Raw genomic sequence first — 19745 nt, 5'->3', positions numbered from 1 at the left:
TCAAAATGAGCCATTAGCTCAGTTGGTAGAGCATCTGACTTTTAATCAGAGGGTCGAAGGTTCGAGTCCTTCATGGCTCACCATTTATTTTATAATTTTATGCGGGTGTAGTTTAGTGGTAAAACAAGAGCCTTCCAAGCTCTGGTCGAGAGTTCGATTCTCTTCACCCGCTTTTCTATTGGGGGCCTATAGCTCAGCTGGTTAGAGCGCACGCCTGATAAGCGTGAGGTCGATGGTTCGAGTCCATTTAGGCCCACCATTATTCCGCAGTAGCTCAGTGGTAGAGCTATCGGCTGTTAACCGATCGGTCGTAGGTTCGAGTCCTACCTGCGGAGCCATATAATATAGAGAAGTACCCAAGTGGCTCAAGGGGCTCCCCTGCTAAGGGAGTAGATCGCTAACGCGGTGCGAGGGTTCGAATCCCTTCTTCTCTGCCAGAAATTGGCCCGTTGGTCAAGTGGTTAAGACACCGCCCTTTCACGGCGGTAACACGGGTTCGAATCCCGTACGGGTCATACTTAAAGAGATAGCATAATCTGCTATCTCTTTTTTTATTTATCAATGATTTTGTTACGGTTCTGAAATACCATTAGCAACTAATAGTAAAAAAATAAAAATGGATAGTAGTATAAAAAATATGCCATTAGATATAACACTGAAGATCATTATACTAGCGTTTTTTGTCTTAATTCCCAAAATCAAAGCGACTATAAATCCAATGTCTATGATAGAGAATAAAACAATGCTAATCTGTAAATTGGTATTTGGATATAATCGTGTGGTTACAAAAACTAATAGTGTAGCGACAAGTAAAGAAATAGTCCAAAGAATGGGCGTAGCTATTTTTCTGCTTTCCCGCATGTTATCCTCCATAATATCACCTCTTTCCACTTTCCTAAATTATATATAATATTTCTGTTTCATTACACGCTGAATTAAGAAGAGCGAAGCAAGTGAATTTGTTTTGGCATAATGAATAAGACAAATATGAACGCTAAAAAACAAGTTATAATGCTTTTTCACTTGTTTTTAGACAAAATAGCATTAAAAAAGAGAATGTTCAATCCTTCTAGAAATAGATGACCAGTGGTAGTGAAAGGCACTAAAATGATAAAATTACGGTAAAAGAAGTGAAAGATGAAAAAGATACGTCCGTTATTGATTTAAATCCTGAAAAGGGTAAGGGAAAAGATAAGAATCCGGTTATGTATATTGGGATTAACAAACTGCCATACAAGGTAAAGATTGTTGCTACAAGTGAAAATAACATATTTCATTCGGAACAAAATAACGGGAGTATCAAAGACTCGTAAAGAGAAAGCAAGCCTGCATGAAATTCAAATATTTTGTTTCATTCTTATTTAAGTGGATAGTTATTCAGGAAAAAAACAGACTTTGATACGTCTGTTTTTTAGTATACTTTTTTATGCTTTGAGCGTCTGACTAATAGAAAGGAGAGAGCGATGGAATATGAAAAAATGGAAGAGATAATTATACAAGCCTTCCGTAGCAGAAAGATAATCTTTTCATTATAACAAATCATATATTTTTATATTGAGACACGCTATAGAATGGAGTGATAATATGGATTTTGAAACTTTGTATCGAACCTATCAACCTTTAGTATACTCTTTCGCATATCGAATGCTTGGCTCTGTTAGTGATGCGGAGGATGTTGCACAGGATATACTTATGAAAAGTCAACATGTGAACCAAGAGCCAGTTAGAAATATGAAAGCGTATTTAATTAAGATGACGACGAACCATTGTTTGAATATACTACAATCAGCACGGAAAAAAAGAGAAATATATACAGGAGAATGGCTTCCTGAGCCGGAAATAGATACAGCGAAATTAAATCCTATGGAAACTATAATCCAAAGCGAAAGAGTATCCTATGCATTCCTTGTATTGTTAGAGAATTTAACTCCTGTTGAAAGAGCCATATTCGTTTTAAGGAAGGCACTTGGGTACGATTATCGTGAAATAGCTGAGCTTTTAAATAAATCAGAAGTAAATTGCCGAAAGATTTACAGCCGTTGCAAAGAGAAGATACAGCATGAAGTGCCAGTACATCCGCAGCAATCGATTCATACAGAAAAAATGGTACATACCTTTATCCAAGGTTCAGAAACAGGAAATTTTGAGGCGTTTATTAATCTGTTGAGAGAGGACGTAGCTCTTGTCACTAATGGAGGAGGTAAAGTGCGTGCAGCCATATTTCCGATTTTGGGCAAACAGCGTATCCAGACATTTTTGGAGGCAATTGTTTCAAAGGGATTCTTTCAAGTCGAACTTCTTCCAACTATCATAAATGGTCAAATTGGTATCTTAGCAAGGAATAAGGGATGTGCAGAGAAAGCTATATGTTTTGAGTGGGATGAAAGCCGAGAATTAATTAGAAGAATCTACATTGTAGTCAATCCCGATAAATTAAAGCATATTTCAGTTCTATAGCATAAAAATGAAAAAGAAATCTTTATTTTTTTAAGATTTCTTTTTATTTTGTCACAAATTGAAAAGCTGATTTGTCTTATAAGTGACAGGGTATGAAAGGGATGCTATATGTGTTTTCTTTTAGAAGGTCTGTTATGAACTACAATCATGATATGAAAAGATTTATGAAAGACATTATTCAATATCCTGACGCCAAAGTATAAATTAATTTTATTTTATGGAGGGACTATACAATGGAAACAAGGTTTTTAATGGGGAAGGTAAATCCAGAAGGTTATAAGGCAATGGCGGGATTAGAAAAATATTTGATGACTACAAGCATTGATGAGACATTGAAAGAGCTAATTAAAATCCGGGCTTCTCAAATCAACGGATGTGCGTATTGCATTGATCTCCATACGAAAGATGCACGAAAACTAGGGGAAACAGAGCAGCGTATTTATGCTCTTAATGCTTGGCGTGAGACACCGTTCTTTACAGAGGCAGAACGTGCTGTGCTTGCTTTGACAGAATCAATTACACTAGTAGCGGAAACGCATGTTCCTGATGAGGTATATGAAGAAGTAAGGAAATTCTTTGAAGAAGAACAAATTGCTGAAATTATTATGCAGATTGTTGCTATTAATGCATGGAACAGGATTGGAGTTGCCACTCGCTTAATGCCAGAAAAAAGATAAAACTTTGATCCAAGAGAAAGCTATTCTTTCTGGAAATGTTGTTGAAAGGATAGCTTTTTTATTAGGTGTTATTTTAATTTTTAATAGACAAAACGATAGCAACACAGTAAAGCAGCCTTTTCACAATCTAAAGAAAAGGCTTTCATTTTGATTGATTCCACGCCTGATATAATAACTTTCTACTGTGTGTGAAAAAGTTCACAAATAGGTCATAATTTGTGAATTAATTCACAATAACTTATGCTACAATATGAATGTAAGGAAGTTAAACAACATTAAATTAGTATTTTAATTAATTACTTAAACAATCATGATAAATGTGAACAATAGAGAGGGGAAATTACCATGAAAAAAGGTATCAATCGCGTAGTATTAGTAGGAACAGGTGCTGTAGGTTGTAGTTATGCTTACTCAATGATTAACCAAGGTGTAGCTGAAGAATTCGTACTTGTTGACGTAAATGAAGCGAAAGCAGAAGGAGAAGCAATGGACTTAAGCCATGCAGTACCATTCTCTCCATCACCAACAAAGGTTTGGAGCGGTAGTTATGCAGATTGTAAAGATGCAGATTTAGTTGTTATCACTGCTGGATTACCACAAAAGCCAGGTGAAACTCGCCTAGACTTAGTTGAGAAAAATACAAAAATCTTTAAGCAAATCGTTCGCGGTATTATGGATACTGGATTTGATGGTATTTTCTTAATCGCAACTAACCCAGTTGACATCTTAACTTATGTAACTTGGAAAGAATCTGGATTACCAAAAGAACGCATAATCGGTTCTGGTACAACTCTTGACTCTGCTCGTTTCCGTTATATGCTAGGTGATTACTTAGATGTAGATCCACGCAACGTTCATGCATACATCATTGGTGAACACGGTGATACTGAACTTCCAGTATGGAGTCATGCAACTATAGGTGTACAAAAATTAGAAACAATCTTAGCGAACAACGAACAGTATAACCAAGATGATTTAGATAAAATCTTTGTAAATGTACGTGATGCTGCTTACCACATTATCGAACGTAAAGGTGCAACTTACTATGGAATTGGTATGTCATTACTTCGTGTAACAAAGGCAATCTTAAACAACGAGAACAGTGTACTAACTGTATCTGCATACCTTGAAGGTCAATATGGTGAGAAAGACGCTTATGTAGGTGTTCCAGCTGTTATTAACCGAGAAGGTGTACGTGAAATCGTTGAACTTGAGTTAAATGAAGAAGAAAAAGCGAAGTTCGCTCACTCAGTAAAAGTATTAAAAGAAACAATGGCACCAGTACTTTAAGATAATTGATAAATGATTTAGAAGCGGGAAACTGCTTCCTGCTTCTGAATTTTATATATAACCTCATACAAATTCCTTTTCCAGTTCCCTTGTATATCCCCAAAGTATACCTCCTTTACTGGATAAGGGGCGTTTATAACAAAAAGCATTCTATTGCCCATAGAGTGCTTTTTGTTATTTTTTAAAAATTATTTTAAAATAAACCGCTTTCAATGAATATTCGTCAAAATTCGATATATTTAACGGAAAATTAAAATGTTCCCTTTAATTTCCGCGAAAAAACGTATATTTATTTAAAAATGCACAAGGATATTTCAGTATTTTAACGAATGTTTACAAGGTAATAAAAATTCTGTCATCTTAGTGAGGTGAACATATTGAGTGTAACAAATTGTATGGAAGAGAGTGTGTATGAATTTCACACAAAACAGTGTTATGAGAGCTATAACATATTTGGCGCGCATCCTGTAGTAGAGGATGAAATACAAGGCGTACGATTTACAGTATGGGCTCCTCATGCGAAAGCTTTGAGTGTAGTTGGCGATTTTAATGATTGGAATATTGACGGGCATAAGATGCGAAAAATGACAGAAGAGGGTATTTGGTCATTGTTTATACCACATTTGGAGGAAAAAGAGACATACAAGTATGCGATTGAAACCAAAGGTGGCGAAACAATTTTAAAAGCAGATCCTTATGCAACATATGCAGAAGTAAGACCAAACACGGCATCTGTTATTTTTGATATAAGGGGATATAAATGGAATGATAGAAATTGGTTCCGAAAGAAGAAACGAAAAGTAAGTTATAAGGAAGCAATGGCAATTTATGAGTTGCATTTTGGTTCATGGAAAAAGAAAGAAGATGGCTCTTTGTATTCATATAGAGAAATGGCAGATGAGCTCATTCCTTATGTAGCAGAACATCAATTTACACACATTGAAATTATGCCGCTTGTCGAACATCCATATGACCGTTCATGGGGATATCAGGGAACCGGATATTATGCAGTGACAAGTCGATTTGGTACGCCTCATGATTTCATGTATTTTGTCGATGAATGTCATAAATATGGAATCGGTGTCATTTTAGATTGGGTACCAGGTCATTTTTGTAAGGATGCTCACGGTTTGTATTTATTTGATGGGGCACCAACTTATGAATATAAAGATTTGGATGTAAGGGAAAATCGTATTTGGGGAACAGTGAATTTCGATTTAGGAAAACAGGAAGTGCGAAATTTTTTAATTTCAAATGCATTGTTTTGGATGAAATATTACCATATTGACGGCTTTCGCGTCGATGCAGTTGCAAATATGCTGTATTGGGAAAAAGAAGGAAGGCAGCAAAGTAATGAGTATGCGGTTTCCTTTTTACGAGAGTTAAACGAGGCAGTATTTGCAGAAGACGAAGAATTTCTGATGACTGCAGAAGATTCGACAGCTTGGCCACTTGTGACCGCTCCAACTTATGAAGGGGGATTAGGATTTAATTATAAGTGGAATATGGGCTGGATGAATGATGTGCTGAAATATATGGAGTGTGCACCGGAATATCGGAAATATATTCATGAGAAAATGACATTTTCTTTGCTCTATGCTTACTCCGAAAACTTTATATTACCGCTCTCTCATGATGAAGTCGTTCACGGGAAAAAATCATTGTTAAATAAAATGCCGGGAGACTACTGGGAAAAGTTTGCGCAGCTTCGCTTATTATACGGGTATTTCTTTGCACATCCAGGGAAGAAATTGCTCTTTATGGGCGGAGAATTTGGTCAATTTGATGAATGGAAAGATCTCGAGGATCTAGATTGGAATTTACATGATTTTGAAATGCATTGTTATATGCATGATTACTTTAAAGAGCTCATAGCATTGTATAAGCGATCAAAACCACTTTGGCAGCTTGATCACTCACAGGAAGGCTTTCAATGGATCGATGCTGACAACAATGAGCAAAGTATATTTTCGTTTATTCGTAAAGGAGATAAAGAGGAAGACGTTCTTGTTGTTGTATGCAATTTTACAAACATTGTGTACGAAAATTATAAAGTGGGCGTACCAGAATTCCAATATTATAACGAAATTTTAAATAGTGATGATGTAATATACGGCGGCTCAGGACAGGTGAATAAAAAACGGCTGAAGGCAATAGGCGAGCCGTATCATAACCAGTCTGCTCATGTAGAAATAACAATTCCACCATTTGGTGTATCTATTTTAAGACCAGTGAAAACGAGAAAGGGGAGCAAAAAACAAAATGGTACAAAAGCAGACGTGCGTAGCAATGTTACTAGCAGGAGGAAAGGGTAGTCGTTTAAGTGCTTTAACAAAGAATTTAGCCAAGCCAGCTGTTCCGTTTGGTGGTAAGTACCGAATTATCGATTTCACATTAAGTAATTGTGCAAATTCTGGTATTGAAACCGTTGGGATTTTAACCCAATATCAGCCGCTTGAGCTTCATAGCTATATTGGAATCGGTAATGCTTGGGATTTAGACCGTGTGAATGGCGGCGTGACTGTATTGCCCCCGTACTCGGAATCTTCAGGCGTGAAATGGTATACAGGAACAGCAAGTGCGATTTATCAAAATTTAAATTACTTACATCAGTATGATCCGGAATATGTTCTGATTTTATCAGGGGATCATATTTATAAAATGGATTACAGTAAAATGCTAGATTACCACATTGAAAAAGAAGCAGACGTTTCGATTTCTGTTATTGAAGTACCTTGGGATGAAGCAAGTCGATTTGGAATTATGAATACGAACGAAGACATGGAAATTGTTGAGTTTGAGGAAAAACCACAGTTTCCAAAAAGTAATCTTGCCTCGATGGGTATTTATATTTTTAATTGGACCGTGTTAAAAGAATATTTAGAGATGGATGCAAGAAATCCAGAATCTAGTAATGATTTTGGAAAAGATGTCATCCCGCTTTTATTAGATGAAGAGAAAAAGCTCGTGGCTTACCCATTTGAAGGGTATTGGAAAGATGTTGGAACTGTAAAAAGCTTGTGGGAAGCAAATATGGACTTGCTTCGTGAAGAATCGTCTTTACATTTAAATGATCATAGTTGGCGTATTTATTCAGTTAATCCGAATGAACCACCACAGTATATTGCTGAAGGGGCGAAGGTGGAAGAATCATTAATTAATGAAGGATGCGTTATTGAAGGGGATGTAAAACACTCAGTTTTATTCCAAGGCGTAACGGTTGGAGAGGGAAGTATGGTGATCGATTCGGTCATTATGCCGGATGCATGCATTGGTAAAAATGTTATCGTCGAAAGAGCAATTGTTGGATCAGGTATGGTCATTGAAGATGGGACAATTATTCGTCCAGAAAAAAATATCGATGATGTCGTACTAATAGCTGAGGGGAAATAGAAAAGGGGGATGAGATGAATGGGAGAATCGATGTTAGGAATTATTAATGCAACAGGGAGTTTTCCTTCCTTAAAGAAAGTAACAGGGCATCGTTCACTGGCAGCACTACCATTTGGAGGACGTTATCGTCTCATTGATTTTATGCTTTCGAATATGGTTAATTCTCATATTCATAGTGTAGCGATTTTTACAAGTCATAAAAATCGTTCCTTGATGGATCACCTCGGATCAGGAAAGCAATGGGATTTAGATAGAAAACGCGATGGCTTATTTTTATTTCCTCCGAATTGCCAATGTGATCAAGATGAGTTTGGTTCTTTCGCTCATTTTAGAAGACATATTGACTATTTTCTGCGCAGCAAACAAGAGTATGTTGTCATTACAAATAGTCATCTTGTTACAGCGATAAATTTTCAAGCAGTATTAGAGAGACATATACATACGGAAGCAGATGTTACGGAAGTGTGCCATGAAGGAGTTCCCCTGCAAACCTATGTGCTTAAGAAACAGCTATTATTAGATTTATTTGAAACATATAAAGATATGGAGCATTATAGTTTATTTGATGTTGTTAGAGAAAAACAGGGGAAATCATTGTACATTGGAACATATGAACATACAGGATACGTAGCTGTCATTGATTCGATTGAAAGCTATTATAAGCATAGTTTAGAAATTTTGCAGCCTTCTATTTGGAAGCAGTTATTTACGAAAGAAGCACCAATTTTTACAAAAGTAAAAGATGAGCCACCAACGCGTTATATAAAGGGAGCAAATGTACAAAATACAATGATCGCAAATGGCAGCGTCATTGCAGGGAAGGTTGAGAATAGCGTTGTCTTCCGATCTGTAAAGGTTGGAGAAGGTTCAGTGATTCGCAATAGCATTATTATGCAAAAGAGCCAAATTGGAGATAATTGTATATTAGATGGTGTTATTATTGATAAAGATGTTAAGATTGAGGATGGTGTAGTTTTAATAGGAACGCCTGAACAACCACATGTTTTGGAAAAAGGTAGTGTCCGAAGTCAAAATATTACGAGTTATTCTTAAAATCTCAATATAAATGAAAACATTCTTTTTTTAGGTGAAGAGAGTGTACTGCCTTGCATAGAAGTGGGCAGTACCTTTTTTGGCCCCATGCTAAGTTAAAACGAAAGAAGCAAGCAAATAGAGGGTATCTTTTGTTTTTTATGGCATGGATTATATGTTGAAAAATGAAAATGAATTTATATAGCCGGTGAAATCCTATCTAATAGGGATTCACTGGCTCATCATGATATGAATTTAAAATTCGAAGGGAGGAAGCTGTAAGAAGGGCGGCACAGAGTGTACACGCTTTTCAGGCAGTGGAACAACACGTGAATATTTTATTTGCAGTATCAGAATGCGTACCGTTTATTAAATCAGGAGGCCTAGCAGATGTAGCGGGTGCACTTCCAAAGGAACTCAAAAAATTAGGAGTGAACGTTCGCATTATACTTCCGAACTATAGTCTTATTCCTGCGCACTTGCGAGAAGCATGTACGCTTCACAAAGTAATCCATGTTCAGCTCGGTTGGCGAAATCAATATTGCGGGATTTTAAAAGGAGAGCAAGACGGGATTACGTATTATTTAATCGACAATGAATATTATTTTAAAAGGGATTCTCTTTATGGTCATTATGATGATGGAGAACGTTTTTCGTTCTTTTCTAAAGCAGTATTAGAGTGTATGCCGCACCTGGATTTTGAAGTGGATATCCTTCATAGTCATGATTGGCATACCGCGATGGCGAATTTTTTACTGCGTGAAAAGTATGGGGACAACCCGTTATATCAACATATTAAAACCGTTTATACGATTCATAATTTGCAGTTTCAAGGTGTATTTTCTCGTGAGGTTATGCATGATTTACTGGAGCTTGGTGACGAATATTTTCATAGTGAACAGCTTGAATTTTATGGGAACGTTAACTTTATGAAAGGGGGCATCATCGCTTCCGATCGTATTACAGCGGTTAGCCCTACGTATAAAGAAGAGATTCAATATGAATTTTTTGGCGAAAAGCTAGATGGTTTACTGCGTAAATATAATGATAAGCTGAGTGGGATTGTAAATGGTATTGATACGAGCGTATATAATCCGAAAACAGATGCATTTATAACTGCGCAGTATGATGCAGAGTCGCTATGTGATAAGCAAGAAAATAAACGTGCACTGCAGCGCTACTTTGGTTTGCCAGAAAAAGAAGATACGCCAATTATTTCGATGGTAACAAGGTTAACAAAGCAAAAAGGCCTCGACTTAGTACGTACGGTATTTCATGAAATGATGGAAGATGATGTACAATGCATCATTTTAGGATCAGGAGATTCTGAATATGAGCAGTTTTTCGAATGGATGGCATATGAGTATCCAGAAAAAGTGAAAGTGTATATCGGATTTAATGAGGAGTTAGCACATCAAGTATATGCAGGCAGCGATTTATTTTTAATGCCGTCATTATTTGAACCGTGTGGTCTTGGGCAGCTTATTGCACTGGCATACGGTGTAATCCCAATTGTAAGGGAAACAGGGGGATTGAATGATACAGTTCAGTCTTATAATGAGAAAACGGAGACCGGAAATGGTTTCAGCTTTAGAAATTTTAATGCTCATGACATGTTATATACGGTTCGTCGTGCGCTTACGTACTATCATAATAAACCGGTATGGGATCAGCTTGTCAAACAGGCGATGACAGAAGATTATAGCTGGAAAAATTCGGCTCTCGCATACAAGGAACTATATAAAAGTTTGCTGAAACACTCTTAGGTGGTGAAAAGATGTTTACTCATGTTGAAAGCTTTAAAGCAGCTTTTTTAGAAAAACTAGAAACGATGTATGGAAAAAGTTTCAAAGATTCTACAAGTCGTGATCAGTATAATACGCTTGGTCATATGGTACGTGAGTATATGAATCAGCACTGGATTGCAACAAATGAAAGGTACCGGACCGGGAATCAAAAGCAAATGTATTACTTATCTATTGAATTCTTACTCGGTCGTTTGCTTGGTAGTAACTTGCTGAATCTAGGAATACGTGATGTATGTGAAAAAGGCCTTTCAGAACTTGGGGTTTCATTGAAGGAATTGGAGGAAAGCGAAGCGGACGCAGGGCTTGGAAACGGAGGATTAGGCCGCTTAGCAGCCTGTTTTCTTGATTCACTTGCATCGTTAAATCTTCCAGGACACGGATGTGGTATTCGGTATAAGCATGGCTTGTTTGATCAAAAAATTGTCGATGGATATCAAGTAGAATTGCCTGAACAGTGGCTTCTTCATGAAAATGTCTGGGAAGTAAGAAGGCATGATCAAGCAGTGGAAGTGAGTTATTTTGGACAAGTGGAAGCTGTACAAATTAATGGGCGCTTAGAGTTTCGACATACTGACGCAGAAGTTATTATGGCTGTTCCTTATGATGTTCCGGTTGTTGGATATGAAACAGATACTGTGAATACACTTCGGCTTTGGAACGCAGAGCCAGTTTCCTTCCCGCAAAACTGCAAGGATATTTTGAAATATAAACGTGAAACAGAAGTGGTATCAGAACTTTTATATCCTGATGATACGCATGATGAAGGGAAAATACTTCGGTTAAAACAACAATATTTTCTTGTATCAGCGAGCTTGCAAAATATCGTTCGTTTGCATCGTGAACGCAACGGAACGCTTCGCAATTTACATGAGAAAATTGCGATTCATATCAATGATACACATCCAGTTCTTGCGATTCCTGAACTGATGCGCATTTTATTAGATGAAGAAAAGCTTGCTTGGGAAGAGGCTTGGTATATTACAACTCATACGATTTCTTATACGAATCATACGACTTTATCAGAAGCGCTTGAGAAGTGGCCGATTCATATTTTTAAACCGTTATTACCACGGATTTATATGATTATTGAAGAGATTAATGAACGCTTTTGTCATGAATTGTGGGAGCGTTATCCGTATGATTGGAAGCGGATTGAAGATATGGCGATTATCGCGCATAATCTTGTCAAAATGGCACATTTAGCAATTGTCGGAAGCTATAGTGTAAATGGTGTTGCAAAAATTCATACGGAAATCTTAAAACAACGTGAAATGCGATTGTTTTACGAGTTTTATCCAGACAAATTTAATAATAAAACAAATGGAATTGCTCATAGACGATGGCTCATGAAAGCAAACCCACAGCTTACGAATCTCATTTCAGAAGCGATTGGAACGGAGTGGAAGAAGCAACCTGAGAAGTTACAATTGCTGCAAGATTATCGATATGATACTGTTTTTCAAGACAAGTTACACTCTGTAAAGCAGCACCGTAAAAGTATTTTGGCTGAGAGAATTGCAAATAAGATGGGAATTGTTGTGGATCCGAATTCTATTTTTGATGTACAGGTAAAACGATTGCACGCTTATAAAAGACAATTATTAAACGTATTACATATTTTATATTTGTACAATCGTTTAAAAGACGACACAAGCTTTTCTTTTTATCCGCGCACATTTATTTTCGGCGCGAAAGCATCACCAGGCTATTATTATGCGAAAAAAATTATTAAATTAATAAATGAACTTGCCAGAAAAGTAAATGAAGATCCGTATGTGAGTCAATATATGAAAGTTATCTTTCTAGAAAACTATCGTGTTTCACTTGCGGAAGATATATTCCCAGCAGCAGATGTAAGTGAGCAAATCTCAACGGCAAGTAAAGAAGCATCAGGAACAGGAAATATGAAGTTTATGATGAACGGTGCCATTACACTCGGAACGCTGGATGGTGCTAATATTGAAATAAGAGAAAGAGTTGGGGACGAAGCCTGTTTTATCTTCGGATTAACGGCGGAAGAAGTACTGCATTATTATCAAAATGGTGGATATCGTGCGAACGACTACTATCATCACAATATGCATATTAAAAAAGTAGTTGACCAATTAACAAATGGTTTCTTCACAAATGCTGGCGCTGAATTTGAAGCAATTTATGATTCTCTTGTCATCCAAAATGATGAGTATTTTGTTCTTCGTGATTTTAGTCCATATGCAGAACGCCAAGAAGATGTAGGGAGAGTATACGAAAACAGAAGAAAGTGGTTAGAGATGTCGATCATCAATATTGCACAATCTGGGCACTTTGCGAGTGACCGTACGATTTTACAATATAGTAATGAGATTTGGGGTATTGGTGATATGGTTAAGCTTTCGTGAGCTGAATATGAATACTCCCCCACTTAACTTTGTTTGAAGTAGGGGTACTCTTTCGGTAAAATCTGATAGAAATAAGATAAGGTCCCTTGCGAAGATGCGGAGGGGCCTTTATTAAACGATTACATAGGTCTCTCGAAATGTTCGAAAAAATAAAGAAGAAACTGGTAGCTTATTAGCAAAGACGATGGAAACAACAAAGGAAGGTAAGTCTATTGTTTGGTCCGTTATATTTCAGGAGAATCAAAAAGCTTGGAAACTTCCAAGCTTTTTGATTTTTTTTAGCTTGCTACTAAATATAACATATCAATTTCACTGTATTCCTCTGTAGCAAAGTATGAGACTACAAATAATAGAACGAGAAAAAGTAAGTTTTCAGTCAATTCTTTCTTATAATTATCCTCGTAATGAAACAATTAGATATTAGTCTTTTTTTGGTAAGTAATCATATCCGGTTGAAGTAACTAAGTAATTTTCTTCATATGAAATCGATACACTTAGTTTGTTATTTTTATCGCCGTTTGGATGACCATTAATAAAAATAATTTGTATAGTAGGCTCTAATTGATAACTAGTTACAATCATTTCAACACCTAAGTCTTTTTTTATTGTAGCAATAGCTACTTCCTTTGATTTTTGTATCATTGCTTCTTTTTTTTGTTCTTGTTCTTTAGCTTCATTTTTTTGCTTTTCTTTCATGATATATACTCCTCCTATAATAATAAGTAGTGTGATGAAAACAGAAAGGGAAATATTCTTTTTTTTCAATGTATTACCTCCTTTCTGAAAAAAATAGTCTACAATAAGGATATAATATTTTACATAGAAATTTTAGCTGTATATATCATATAAGGAGCAATAGAATGCAAAAAACTTTATTCTGGTCTTTAATTAGTTGTTGGACTTGTATAGTATTTATTTTTATATTTTCTTTGACTCCTTTTGGTTATTATTTCGGGAAGTTTACAGGGATACCTCTAGAGTGTTTTGCGATTGGTGTGCTTTTGTCATAAGTATGATAGGTTTACAAGGAGTACGGAGTGGCAAAACAGCCTTTATCGGTATTTTAAATTTACTAATTAATGCGGGACTTTTTGTTTGGTTGATATGTATCACATTATTGAATACGATATTTGGATGGATTCATATTTAGAATAATAATGGACAGTGATTGATATTACAGCTTTACTAGCTGCTAGTATAAATAAAGTGCATACGATTTATAGAATTATAGGGTAACTGATTCGTATAAAGTACTTGAGTTGAATTCATAAAGTAAAGGTAGGTAAATCAAAAACGGCTTGGAAATTTCCAAGCCGTTTTTGATTATTTTACTATAGAGATATAAGGTGTCACCGAATATAACATACCAGTCCCACCATATTCGCCTGTAGCAAAGTATGAGAATGTAAAGAAACCTGTAACTGCAAACAATAATACTAGAAAAAGTGCAAAGAAATATTTTAGCATGTTTGGTCCCCTCATCCAGAAGTAGTTACATAGATTATTATAGTATACCGGTATGTTGTTTCCAAATGTTTCCGTATCAAAAATGAGAAGTCAGACATGTTTTGTATGTTGTCATGGCGTGATTGTTGGCGATAGATTTTGTATTTTTCGTAAATGTCATGTTGTGATGAACATGTGTATACTCCCAGTCACGGTCATTAAAATGCACTTTGCGCGGGGGAAGAAGCGGGACGACATCGAATAAATTAACGAAGCGAAAGCTGCTTGCGACTTGCATGTTGTAATAGTTTCGAAAAGTAATATCACCGACTTTTGGAGAAGCGAAGGTATAGAGACCGTATTGTGCAAACGCAGTATTCACTCGCGCGTCTAATATGTGTAGTGTGGCAAGTGCTCCGCCAAGACTATGTCCTGTGGCAAGCAGTTTTTTATGTGATGGTAAGGAGACAAGCATATCCATAATTGGATCACGGCAAGATTCATAAATAGAGAGAAATCCGTTATGAACATTTCCGCTATTTAAGGCGTATGGATAAGGTTTTTGGTTCACAAGTGAATCAATAATCCACTCTAAATCAGTTTGTGTTCCCCGAAAGGCAACGACGATGGTATCCTCAGATTCTAATATGAAGCCAAACCATTCTGTTGTTTGAATGACCTTTGCTTGAAAGCCTTGTACATATTGAAATCCATCCGGTATTTGAAAGACGCCATTTTGTTTATATTGATCATATGTTAATTCACAGCATGAAGCTAATAATATGGCAGTATCTTTATCAAAAGATAAAGGAGCACGCATCAAGGAAGCCCCTCCTTAAGAAATAGTAATAGTTCAATATATGAGTGAAAGGGAATAATCATTCTTTGAGGAAATTTGAAGCAATTTAATACTTGAACCTACAGTTACGTGAGGTAGTATGATTTGAGTAACCATATCGGTAAAACAATGTAGGGGGGGAATCACGGATGAGTAACAATGAAAATTATTCAATTGGAGAGTTTTCTAAAAGAACAGGCACATCAATACGAACGCTACATTATTACGATGACATCGGATTACTTAAACCGGAAAAACATCCTAGGTCTGGGCATCGAATATATGTAAATAAAGATATCTTAACGTTGCAAAAGATAGTGAGTCTTAAATTTTTAGGATATAGTCTAGATGAAATATGTGTAATGATCAATATGTCTAGCTTTAACGAAAGCTTAAAAGAAACATTACAACGCCAAAAAACAGCCTTTGAAGAAAAAAAGGAACATATTGAAACTTCTTTGAAAGCCATTAATCGGACAATTAATTTATTAGAAGATGAAGGGCAAGTAGATAGTAATATTTTAATGAGTTTAATTCGTAATATACAAAAAGAAAGTGAACAACGCCTATGGCTTGAGGAATACATGGATAAGAAAGTCGTTGATCGATTATACGATAAATCTGAAGAAGAGATGGTCGCATTGGATAAAGAATTTATTCAGTTGTCGAAAGAAGTGAAAAGATTATTTGGGAAGCCAGTCCATAATCCAGAGGTGCAAAAGCTTGTTAATGAACATATGAAGGCAACGCTTCAATATGTAGGGAAGGATGCTTTACACACTTTGGGTAACTTAGAAAATATAGAAGATCAGTATGAGGATATGATTCCGTCCCCGTATACAAAGGAAGAAGAGGCGTGGTTAAATGAAGCGATGGAGTATTATATGATTCAAAATGGGATGTACAGTCCCGCGAGAGAAGAAGATAAGTGAAAAAACAAATCGCTACGCCTTATGACGTAGCGATTTGTTTTTTATTCTTTCCCATCTAGAAGTCGACCAAGTCCACCTAAAACGCTACCTTCCCCGCTGCTTTGAGCTGCAGGATTTGTAAGACGCGCTGCTAAACGGCTAAGTGTTAAGGATTGAAGCCAAACTGTTCCTGGTCCTTCTAACGTTGCGAAGAATAACCCTTCTCCGCCAAATAGAGCAGTTTTTACATTGCCTACAAATTGAATATCATAGTCAACATCTCTTGTCATTGCAACAAGACAACCTGTATCGATGCGCAGTTTTTCGCCAGGCTTTAGTTCACGTTTGTACACAGTGCCACCTGCATGCATGAAAGCGAGTCCATCACCTTCAAGTTTCTGCATGATGAAGCCTTCTCCGCCGAAGAAGCCGCTACCAATTTTTTTCGTGAATTCAATTCCGATAGAAACACCTTTTGCAGCGCAAAGGAATGCATCTTTTTGGCAAACTACTTTGCCTTGATACTCTCTTAAATCAACTGGAACGATTTTCCCAGGATACGGTGCAGCAAATGATACATGACGTTTGCCATGACCTGTATTTGTAAATACAGTCATAAACATACTTTCACCCGTAACAAGACGTTTTCCAGCTCCCATTAGTTTACCGAATAGGCCACTAGACTTTCCGCCACCGTCGCCGAAGATGGTTTCCATTTCAATATAGTCTTCCATCATCATCATTGCGCCAGCTTCTGCAATTACGCTTTCTTCTGGATCTAATTCAATTTCAACGAACTGCATATCATCGCCGTATAATTTATACTCAATTTCATGTGCTTTCATTATTTTCACCTCATATGTAGTGGATACTCATATTGTACAGAATTTAAAGAGATTAGAAAACAATCATTTTGCTAATTTTTAACAAAAAACCATTTTAATTTTTCGACATGTAAGTTGCTGCTACGAAGAACAAAAGGTGACATTTACTTGCATTCTCCTTTTGTTTTTTACATGGTAGGGGGCTAAAAAGAGTCTGAACGTTTCTATGCAAGGCTGGATGCTCTCTCCCGCCTCAAAAAAGGTTTTCTACTAGTTTATATAGTTTACATATTTTGTGAAGTTTTAAAAAAAATACTGAAATGAAAGTGTTCTCATTTGACGTTTTTGATAGAGCGTGATATAGTGAAATCACTATTGAGCTACATAATGTGGTACGGAAATAAAGCGTGTTTAATTCAAGGCGTTAGGTCTGAGATACATTCATGTCCTTTATATCCACCTTTTCATGTGGATTCATAGTTTCATTTTTATTTAGGAGGTACATGACATGCAAACAGGTAAAGTTAAATGGTTTAACAGCGAAAAAGGTTTCGGTTTCATCGAAGTTGAAGGTGGAGACGATGTATTCGTACATTTCTCAGCTATCCAAGGCGACGGCTTCAAAACTTTAGAAGAAGGTCAAGAAGTTTCTTTCGAAATCGTTGAAGGTAACCGTGGACCACAAGCTGCTAACGTTACAAAAAACTAATTAGCTAGCGAGAAAAAGCATTCCGAATTTCGGAATGCTTTTTTTATTCTTTTGAACTAGATTCATTCGGAGATAATTCCCCTTTAAAGGTGCGCTCTTCAAAATCATCAAGCATCTGCTCATATTCTTCATGTTCTTCTGTCGCATACACCTGTGGGTTCTTCCCATACATATCTGTTCCGATGAAGTTTTCAAAGTCTTCTACGTAACCGCGTGGTTCTTCAGCATCCACATACATCTCATCAAAATTCTTCGAGTCGCGGCGTTCTAAATCAGATGGCGTTTCTGATGTTCCATATAAAGCAACATCTTGCCAAGCATCCTCTGCATCATATCCAACGGCACTGTCCATATCGTATTTGCCAAACGGTGGCTCTACCAATTCTTCTTCAATGGGACGTGCACCTAGGTTTAATTTATTTGTCGTATGTTCAATACAAGTTGTAGCAGTCGGCATGGCTTCTAATCTTTCTAGCGGGATTTCTTCACCAGAAACTTCGCAAACCCCGTATGTGCCAGCTTCAATTTTTTGCAGGGCATCCTTTGTATCTTGCAGTTGCTTATGCCAAAATTCAATAAGTCCAAAGTCTTTTTCGCGTTCATATAATTCGGTAGCCATATCGCCAGGGTGATTATCATAAGCCGATAATTCCCCAACAGATTCCCGTTCAGAAGCACGGTCTGTCCCTTCATGATTTTGCAGAGTTTGTTCTAACTCTTGTTGTTGCTTTTCTAAAATAGACTTAAAATGATTGATTTGTTGTGGAGTTAACATAGTATCCACCTTCCTACAATTCGGTTTCTTTATGTAGTATGAGCTGGATTACAGGAAATATGAGGAGGAATTTAGGAAGGTAATGACATCGCCCATATATTGAAAAAGCACCGATATATTTTGAAATTGAAAAAAGGAGCTAACTAGCAGCTCCTTTTCTATAGAAAATATCCAAGCAATAGGCCGATTCCCATTAAAAATCCAAAGATTGTATTTGTTTTTGCAGTTGCAATCATTGCAGGTGCCATTTCCATTGGAATACTTTTTCCGATAAATCCTTTTGTTGCTTTAAATGCTTTCGGTGCACTTAGGAATACGATTAGCATCCATGGAGAGACGATTCCGACAATCATTAGGGCAATCGTCCAAATGTAGGAAACGATAAACATAGATGCAAGGACACCAATTGCGTTTTCACGTCCAACGATAATTGCTAAGGTGTTACGACCGTTTTCTTTATCACCATCTAAATCACGAATGTTGTTAGAAAGTAAAATTGCACCAATTAAAATCGAATTTGGAATAGATACTAAAATAATTTCTGATGTTACAGTGCCAGTCTGAATGAAGAAAGAAATACCAATAATAATAACACCCATAAATAATCCTGCTGTTAATTCTCCAAATGGTGTATAGGCAATTGGAAGGGGGCCGCCTGTATAAAGGTAGGCAACGGCCATACAAACAAGACCGATTGCAGCAAGCCACCAGCTAGAATTCATACAAATATAAACGCCCAATAGCATTGCGATACCGAAAAATCCAAATGCTAAGTTCAATACTGTTTTTGGCGGAATCCCGTCGCGGACAATTGCACCGCCGATACCAACTGAACCTTCATGATCTAATCCTCTTTTATAATCAAAGTATTCATTGAACATGTTTGTTGCTGCTTGAATGAGAAGACAGGCAAGAAGCATGATAAAGAAAAGAGGGAGATGTATTTGATTAATACCCCCTACTTGCATTGCATAAGCTGTTCCGATAAAAACAGGAACAAAAGCTGCTGTTAATGTATGAGGACGTAATAAACTCCACCAAATGCGCCAACCCGTTTGTTTACTTGGCTTTGGCGACATAGAAGGGGAATTCGTTTCGACTTTCATTTCCATGTTGAATCCTCCTTGTCACATAATATACACAATTAAGTGTAGGAAAAGCAGCATTTAGTGTCAACGTTTATTTTCTAGGAAGAGAAGGGGAATTT

Annotated in this window: 16 protein-coding genes, 6 tRNA genes and 1 pseudogene; 17 read left to right on the top strand and 6 right to left on the bottom strand. The window is 36.7% G+C overall.

The features are described 5' to 3' along the window. Positions 1 to 7 precede the first annotated feature (7 nt). The 15 genes and pseudogenes from QRY57_RS23985 to QRY57_RS23915 all read left to right on the top strand — a co-directional run bounded on the left by QRY57_RS23985 (position 8) and on the right by QRY57_RS23915 (position 13035). Positions 8 to 83, top strand: a tRNA-Lys gene (locus tag QRY57_RS23985). Positions 84 to 101: 18 nt separating this feature from the next. After that, a tRNA-Gly gene (locus QRY57_RS23980) sits at positions 102 to 172 on the top strand. A gap of 10 nt (positions 173 to 182) precedes the next feature. Continuing rightward, positions 183 to 259: transfer RNA gene (locus tag QRY57_RS23975), tRNA-Ile, on the top strand. A gap of 4 nt (positions 260 to 263) precedes the next feature. Further along, a tRNA-Asn gene (locus QRY57_RS23970) sits at positions 264 to 338 on the top strand. Between the two features lie 8 nt (positions 339 to 346). Beyond that, positions 347 to 437, top strand: a tRNA-Ser gene (locus QRY57_RS23965). Between the two features lie 6 nt (positions 438 to 443). Then, positions 444 to 515, top strand: a tRNA-Glu gene (locus QRY57_RS23960). Positions 516 to 1106: 591 nt separating this feature from the next. Next, a pseudogene (locus QRY57_RS23955) lies at positions 1107 to 1313 on the top strand (hypothetical protein); the annotation flags it as partial. A 271-nt stretch (positions 1314 to 1584) separates the two neighbouring features. After that, a complete protein-coding gene (locus QRY57_RS23950) occupies positions 1585 to 2457 on the top strand; it encodes an RNA polymerase sigma-70 factor (protein ID WP_286016300.1) in 873 nt (290 codons plus the stop codon). A 233-nt stretch (positions 2458 to 2690) separates the two neighbouring features. Further along, positions 2691 to 3134: a carboxymuconolactone decarboxylase family protein gene (locus QRY57_RS23945; protein WP_286016299.1), complete on the top strand. Its 444-nt coding sequence runs from the start codon at positions 2691 to 2693 to the stop codon at positions 3132 to 3134. A gap of 345 nt (positions 3135 to 3479) precedes the next feature. Next, complete coding sequence (locus QRY57_RS23940) at positions 3480 to 4424, top strand: L-lactate dehydrogenase (protein WP_026593887.1); 945 nt, start codon at positions 3480 to 3482, stop codon at positions 4422 to 4424. A 377-nt stretch (positions 4425 to 4801) separates the two neighbouring features. Next, positions 4802 to 6739 (top strand): 1,4-alpha-glucan branching protein GlgB, encoded by a 1938-nt coding sequence (glgB, locus tag QRY57_RS23935; RefSeq protein ID WP_286016298.1) that lies wholly within the window; start codon positions 4802 to 4804, stop codon positions 6737 to 6739. Continuing rightward, positions 6687 to 7817, top strand: a complete 1131-nt coding sequence (locus tag QRY57_RS23930; RefSeq protein WP_286016297.1) for a glucose-1-phosphate adenylyltransferase — start codon at positions 6687 to 6689, stop codon at positions 7815 to 7817. Before glgB ends, QRY57_RS23930 begins: the two co-directional genes overlap by 53 nt. Positions 7818 to 7835: 18 nt before the next feature. After that, positions 7836 to 8870 carry a GlgC family sugar phosphate nucleotidyltransferase gene (locus QRY57_RS23925; RefSeq protein ID WP_286016296.1) on the top strand — a complete coding sequence of 345 codons (1035 nt, stop codon included), beginning with the start codon at positions 7836 to 7838 and terminating at the stop codon, positions 8868 to 8870. A gap of 308 nt (positions 8871 to 9178) precedes the next feature. Continuing rightward, positions 9179 to 10615, top strand: a complete 1437-nt coding sequence (gene glgA, locus QRY57_RS23920; RefSeq protein ID WP_098303314.1) for a glycogen synthase GlgA — start codon at positions 9179 to 9181, stop codon at positions 10613 to 10615. An 11-nt stretch (positions 10616 to 10626) separates the two neighbouring features. Next, entirely contained in the window at positions 10627 to 13035 is a 2409-nt protein-coding gene (locus tag QRY57_RS23915) for a glycogen/starch/alpha-glucan phosphorylase (RefSeq protein WP_286016295.1), read from the top strand. A 420-nt stretch (positions 13036 to 13455) separates the two neighbouring features. Here QRY57_RS23915 and QRY57_RS23910 read toward each other — a convergent pair whose 3' ends face one another. The 3 genes from QRY57_RS23910 to QRY57_RS23900 form a co-directional block, all read right to left on the bottom strand. Continuing rightward, the gene (locus QRY57_RS23910; RefSeq protein ID WP_286016294.1) at positions 13456 to 13800 is read right to left on the bottom strand and encodes a hypothetical protein; all 345 of its coding nucleotides are present in this window, start codon (positions 13798 to 13800) and stop codon (positions 13456 to 13458) included. A 558-nt stretch (positions 13801 to 14358) separates the two neighbouring features. Further along, positions 14359 to 14502, bottom strand: coding sequence for a hypothetical protein (locus QRY57_RS23905; protein ID WP_090688218.1), 144 nt, complete (start codon positions 14500 to 14502; stop codon positions 14359 to 14361). 76 nt (positions 14503 to 14578) lie between these two features. Further along, positions 14579 to 15301, bottom strand: coding sequence for a lipase family protein (locus tag QRY57_RS23900; RefSeq protein ID WP_026593881.1), 723 nt, complete (start codon positions 15299 to 15301; stop codon positions 14579 to 14581). A 167-nt stretch (positions 15302 to 15468) separates the two neighbouring features. Here QRY57_RS23900 and QRY57_RS23895 point away from each other — a divergent pair, with 167 nt between their 5' ends. Then, a complete protein-coding gene (locus QRY57_RS23895; protein ID WP_286016293.1) occupies positions 15469 to 16251 on the top strand; it encodes a MerR family transcriptional regulator in 783 nt (260 codons plus the stop codon). Positions 16252 to 16292: 41 nt separating this feature from the next. Here QRY57_RS23895 and QRY57_RS23890 read toward each other — a convergent pair whose 3' ends face one another. Continuing rightward, entirely contained in the window at positions 16293 to 17075 is a 783-nt protein-coding gene (locus QRY57_RS23890; RefSeq protein ID WP_026593879.1) for a TIGR00266 family protein, read from the bottom strand. A 487-nt stretch (positions 17076 to 17562) separates the two neighbouring features. Here QRY57_RS23890 and cspD point away from each other — a divergent pair, with 487 nt between their 5' ends. Beyond that, entirely contained in the window at positions 17563 to 17763 is a 201-nt protein-coding gene (gene cspD / locus QRY57_RS23885; protein ID WP_001193054.1) for a cold-shock protein CspD, read from the top strand. Positions 17764 to 17806: 43 nt separating this feature from the next. On the opposite strand, the gene QRY57_RS23880 is transcribed toward cspD, so the two are convergent. Next, positions 17807 to 18538: a TraR/DksA C4-type zinc finger protein gene (locus tag QRY57_RS23880; protein ID WP_090688211.1), complete on the bottom strand. Its 732-nt coding sequence runs from the start codon at positions 18536 to 18538 to the stop codon at positions 17807 to 17809. Positions 18539 to 18696: 158 nt separating this feature from the next. Next, positions 18697 to 19650, bottom strand: a complete 954-nt coding sequence (locus QRY57_RS23875) for a 1,4-dihydroxy-2-naphthoate polyprenyltransferase (protein WP_090688208.1) — start codon at positions 19648 to 19650, stop codon at positions 18697 to 18699. Positions 19651 to 19745: the final 95 nt, after the last annotated feature.

This window comes from Bacillus arachidis (assembly GCF_030285945.1).
In the GTDB taxonomy this organism is placed as follows: Bacteria; Bacillota; Bacilli; order Bacillales; family Bacillaceae_G; genus Bacillus_A; species Bacillus_A arachidis.
This window is presented reverse-complemented; position numbering and strand designations above follow the sequence as displayed.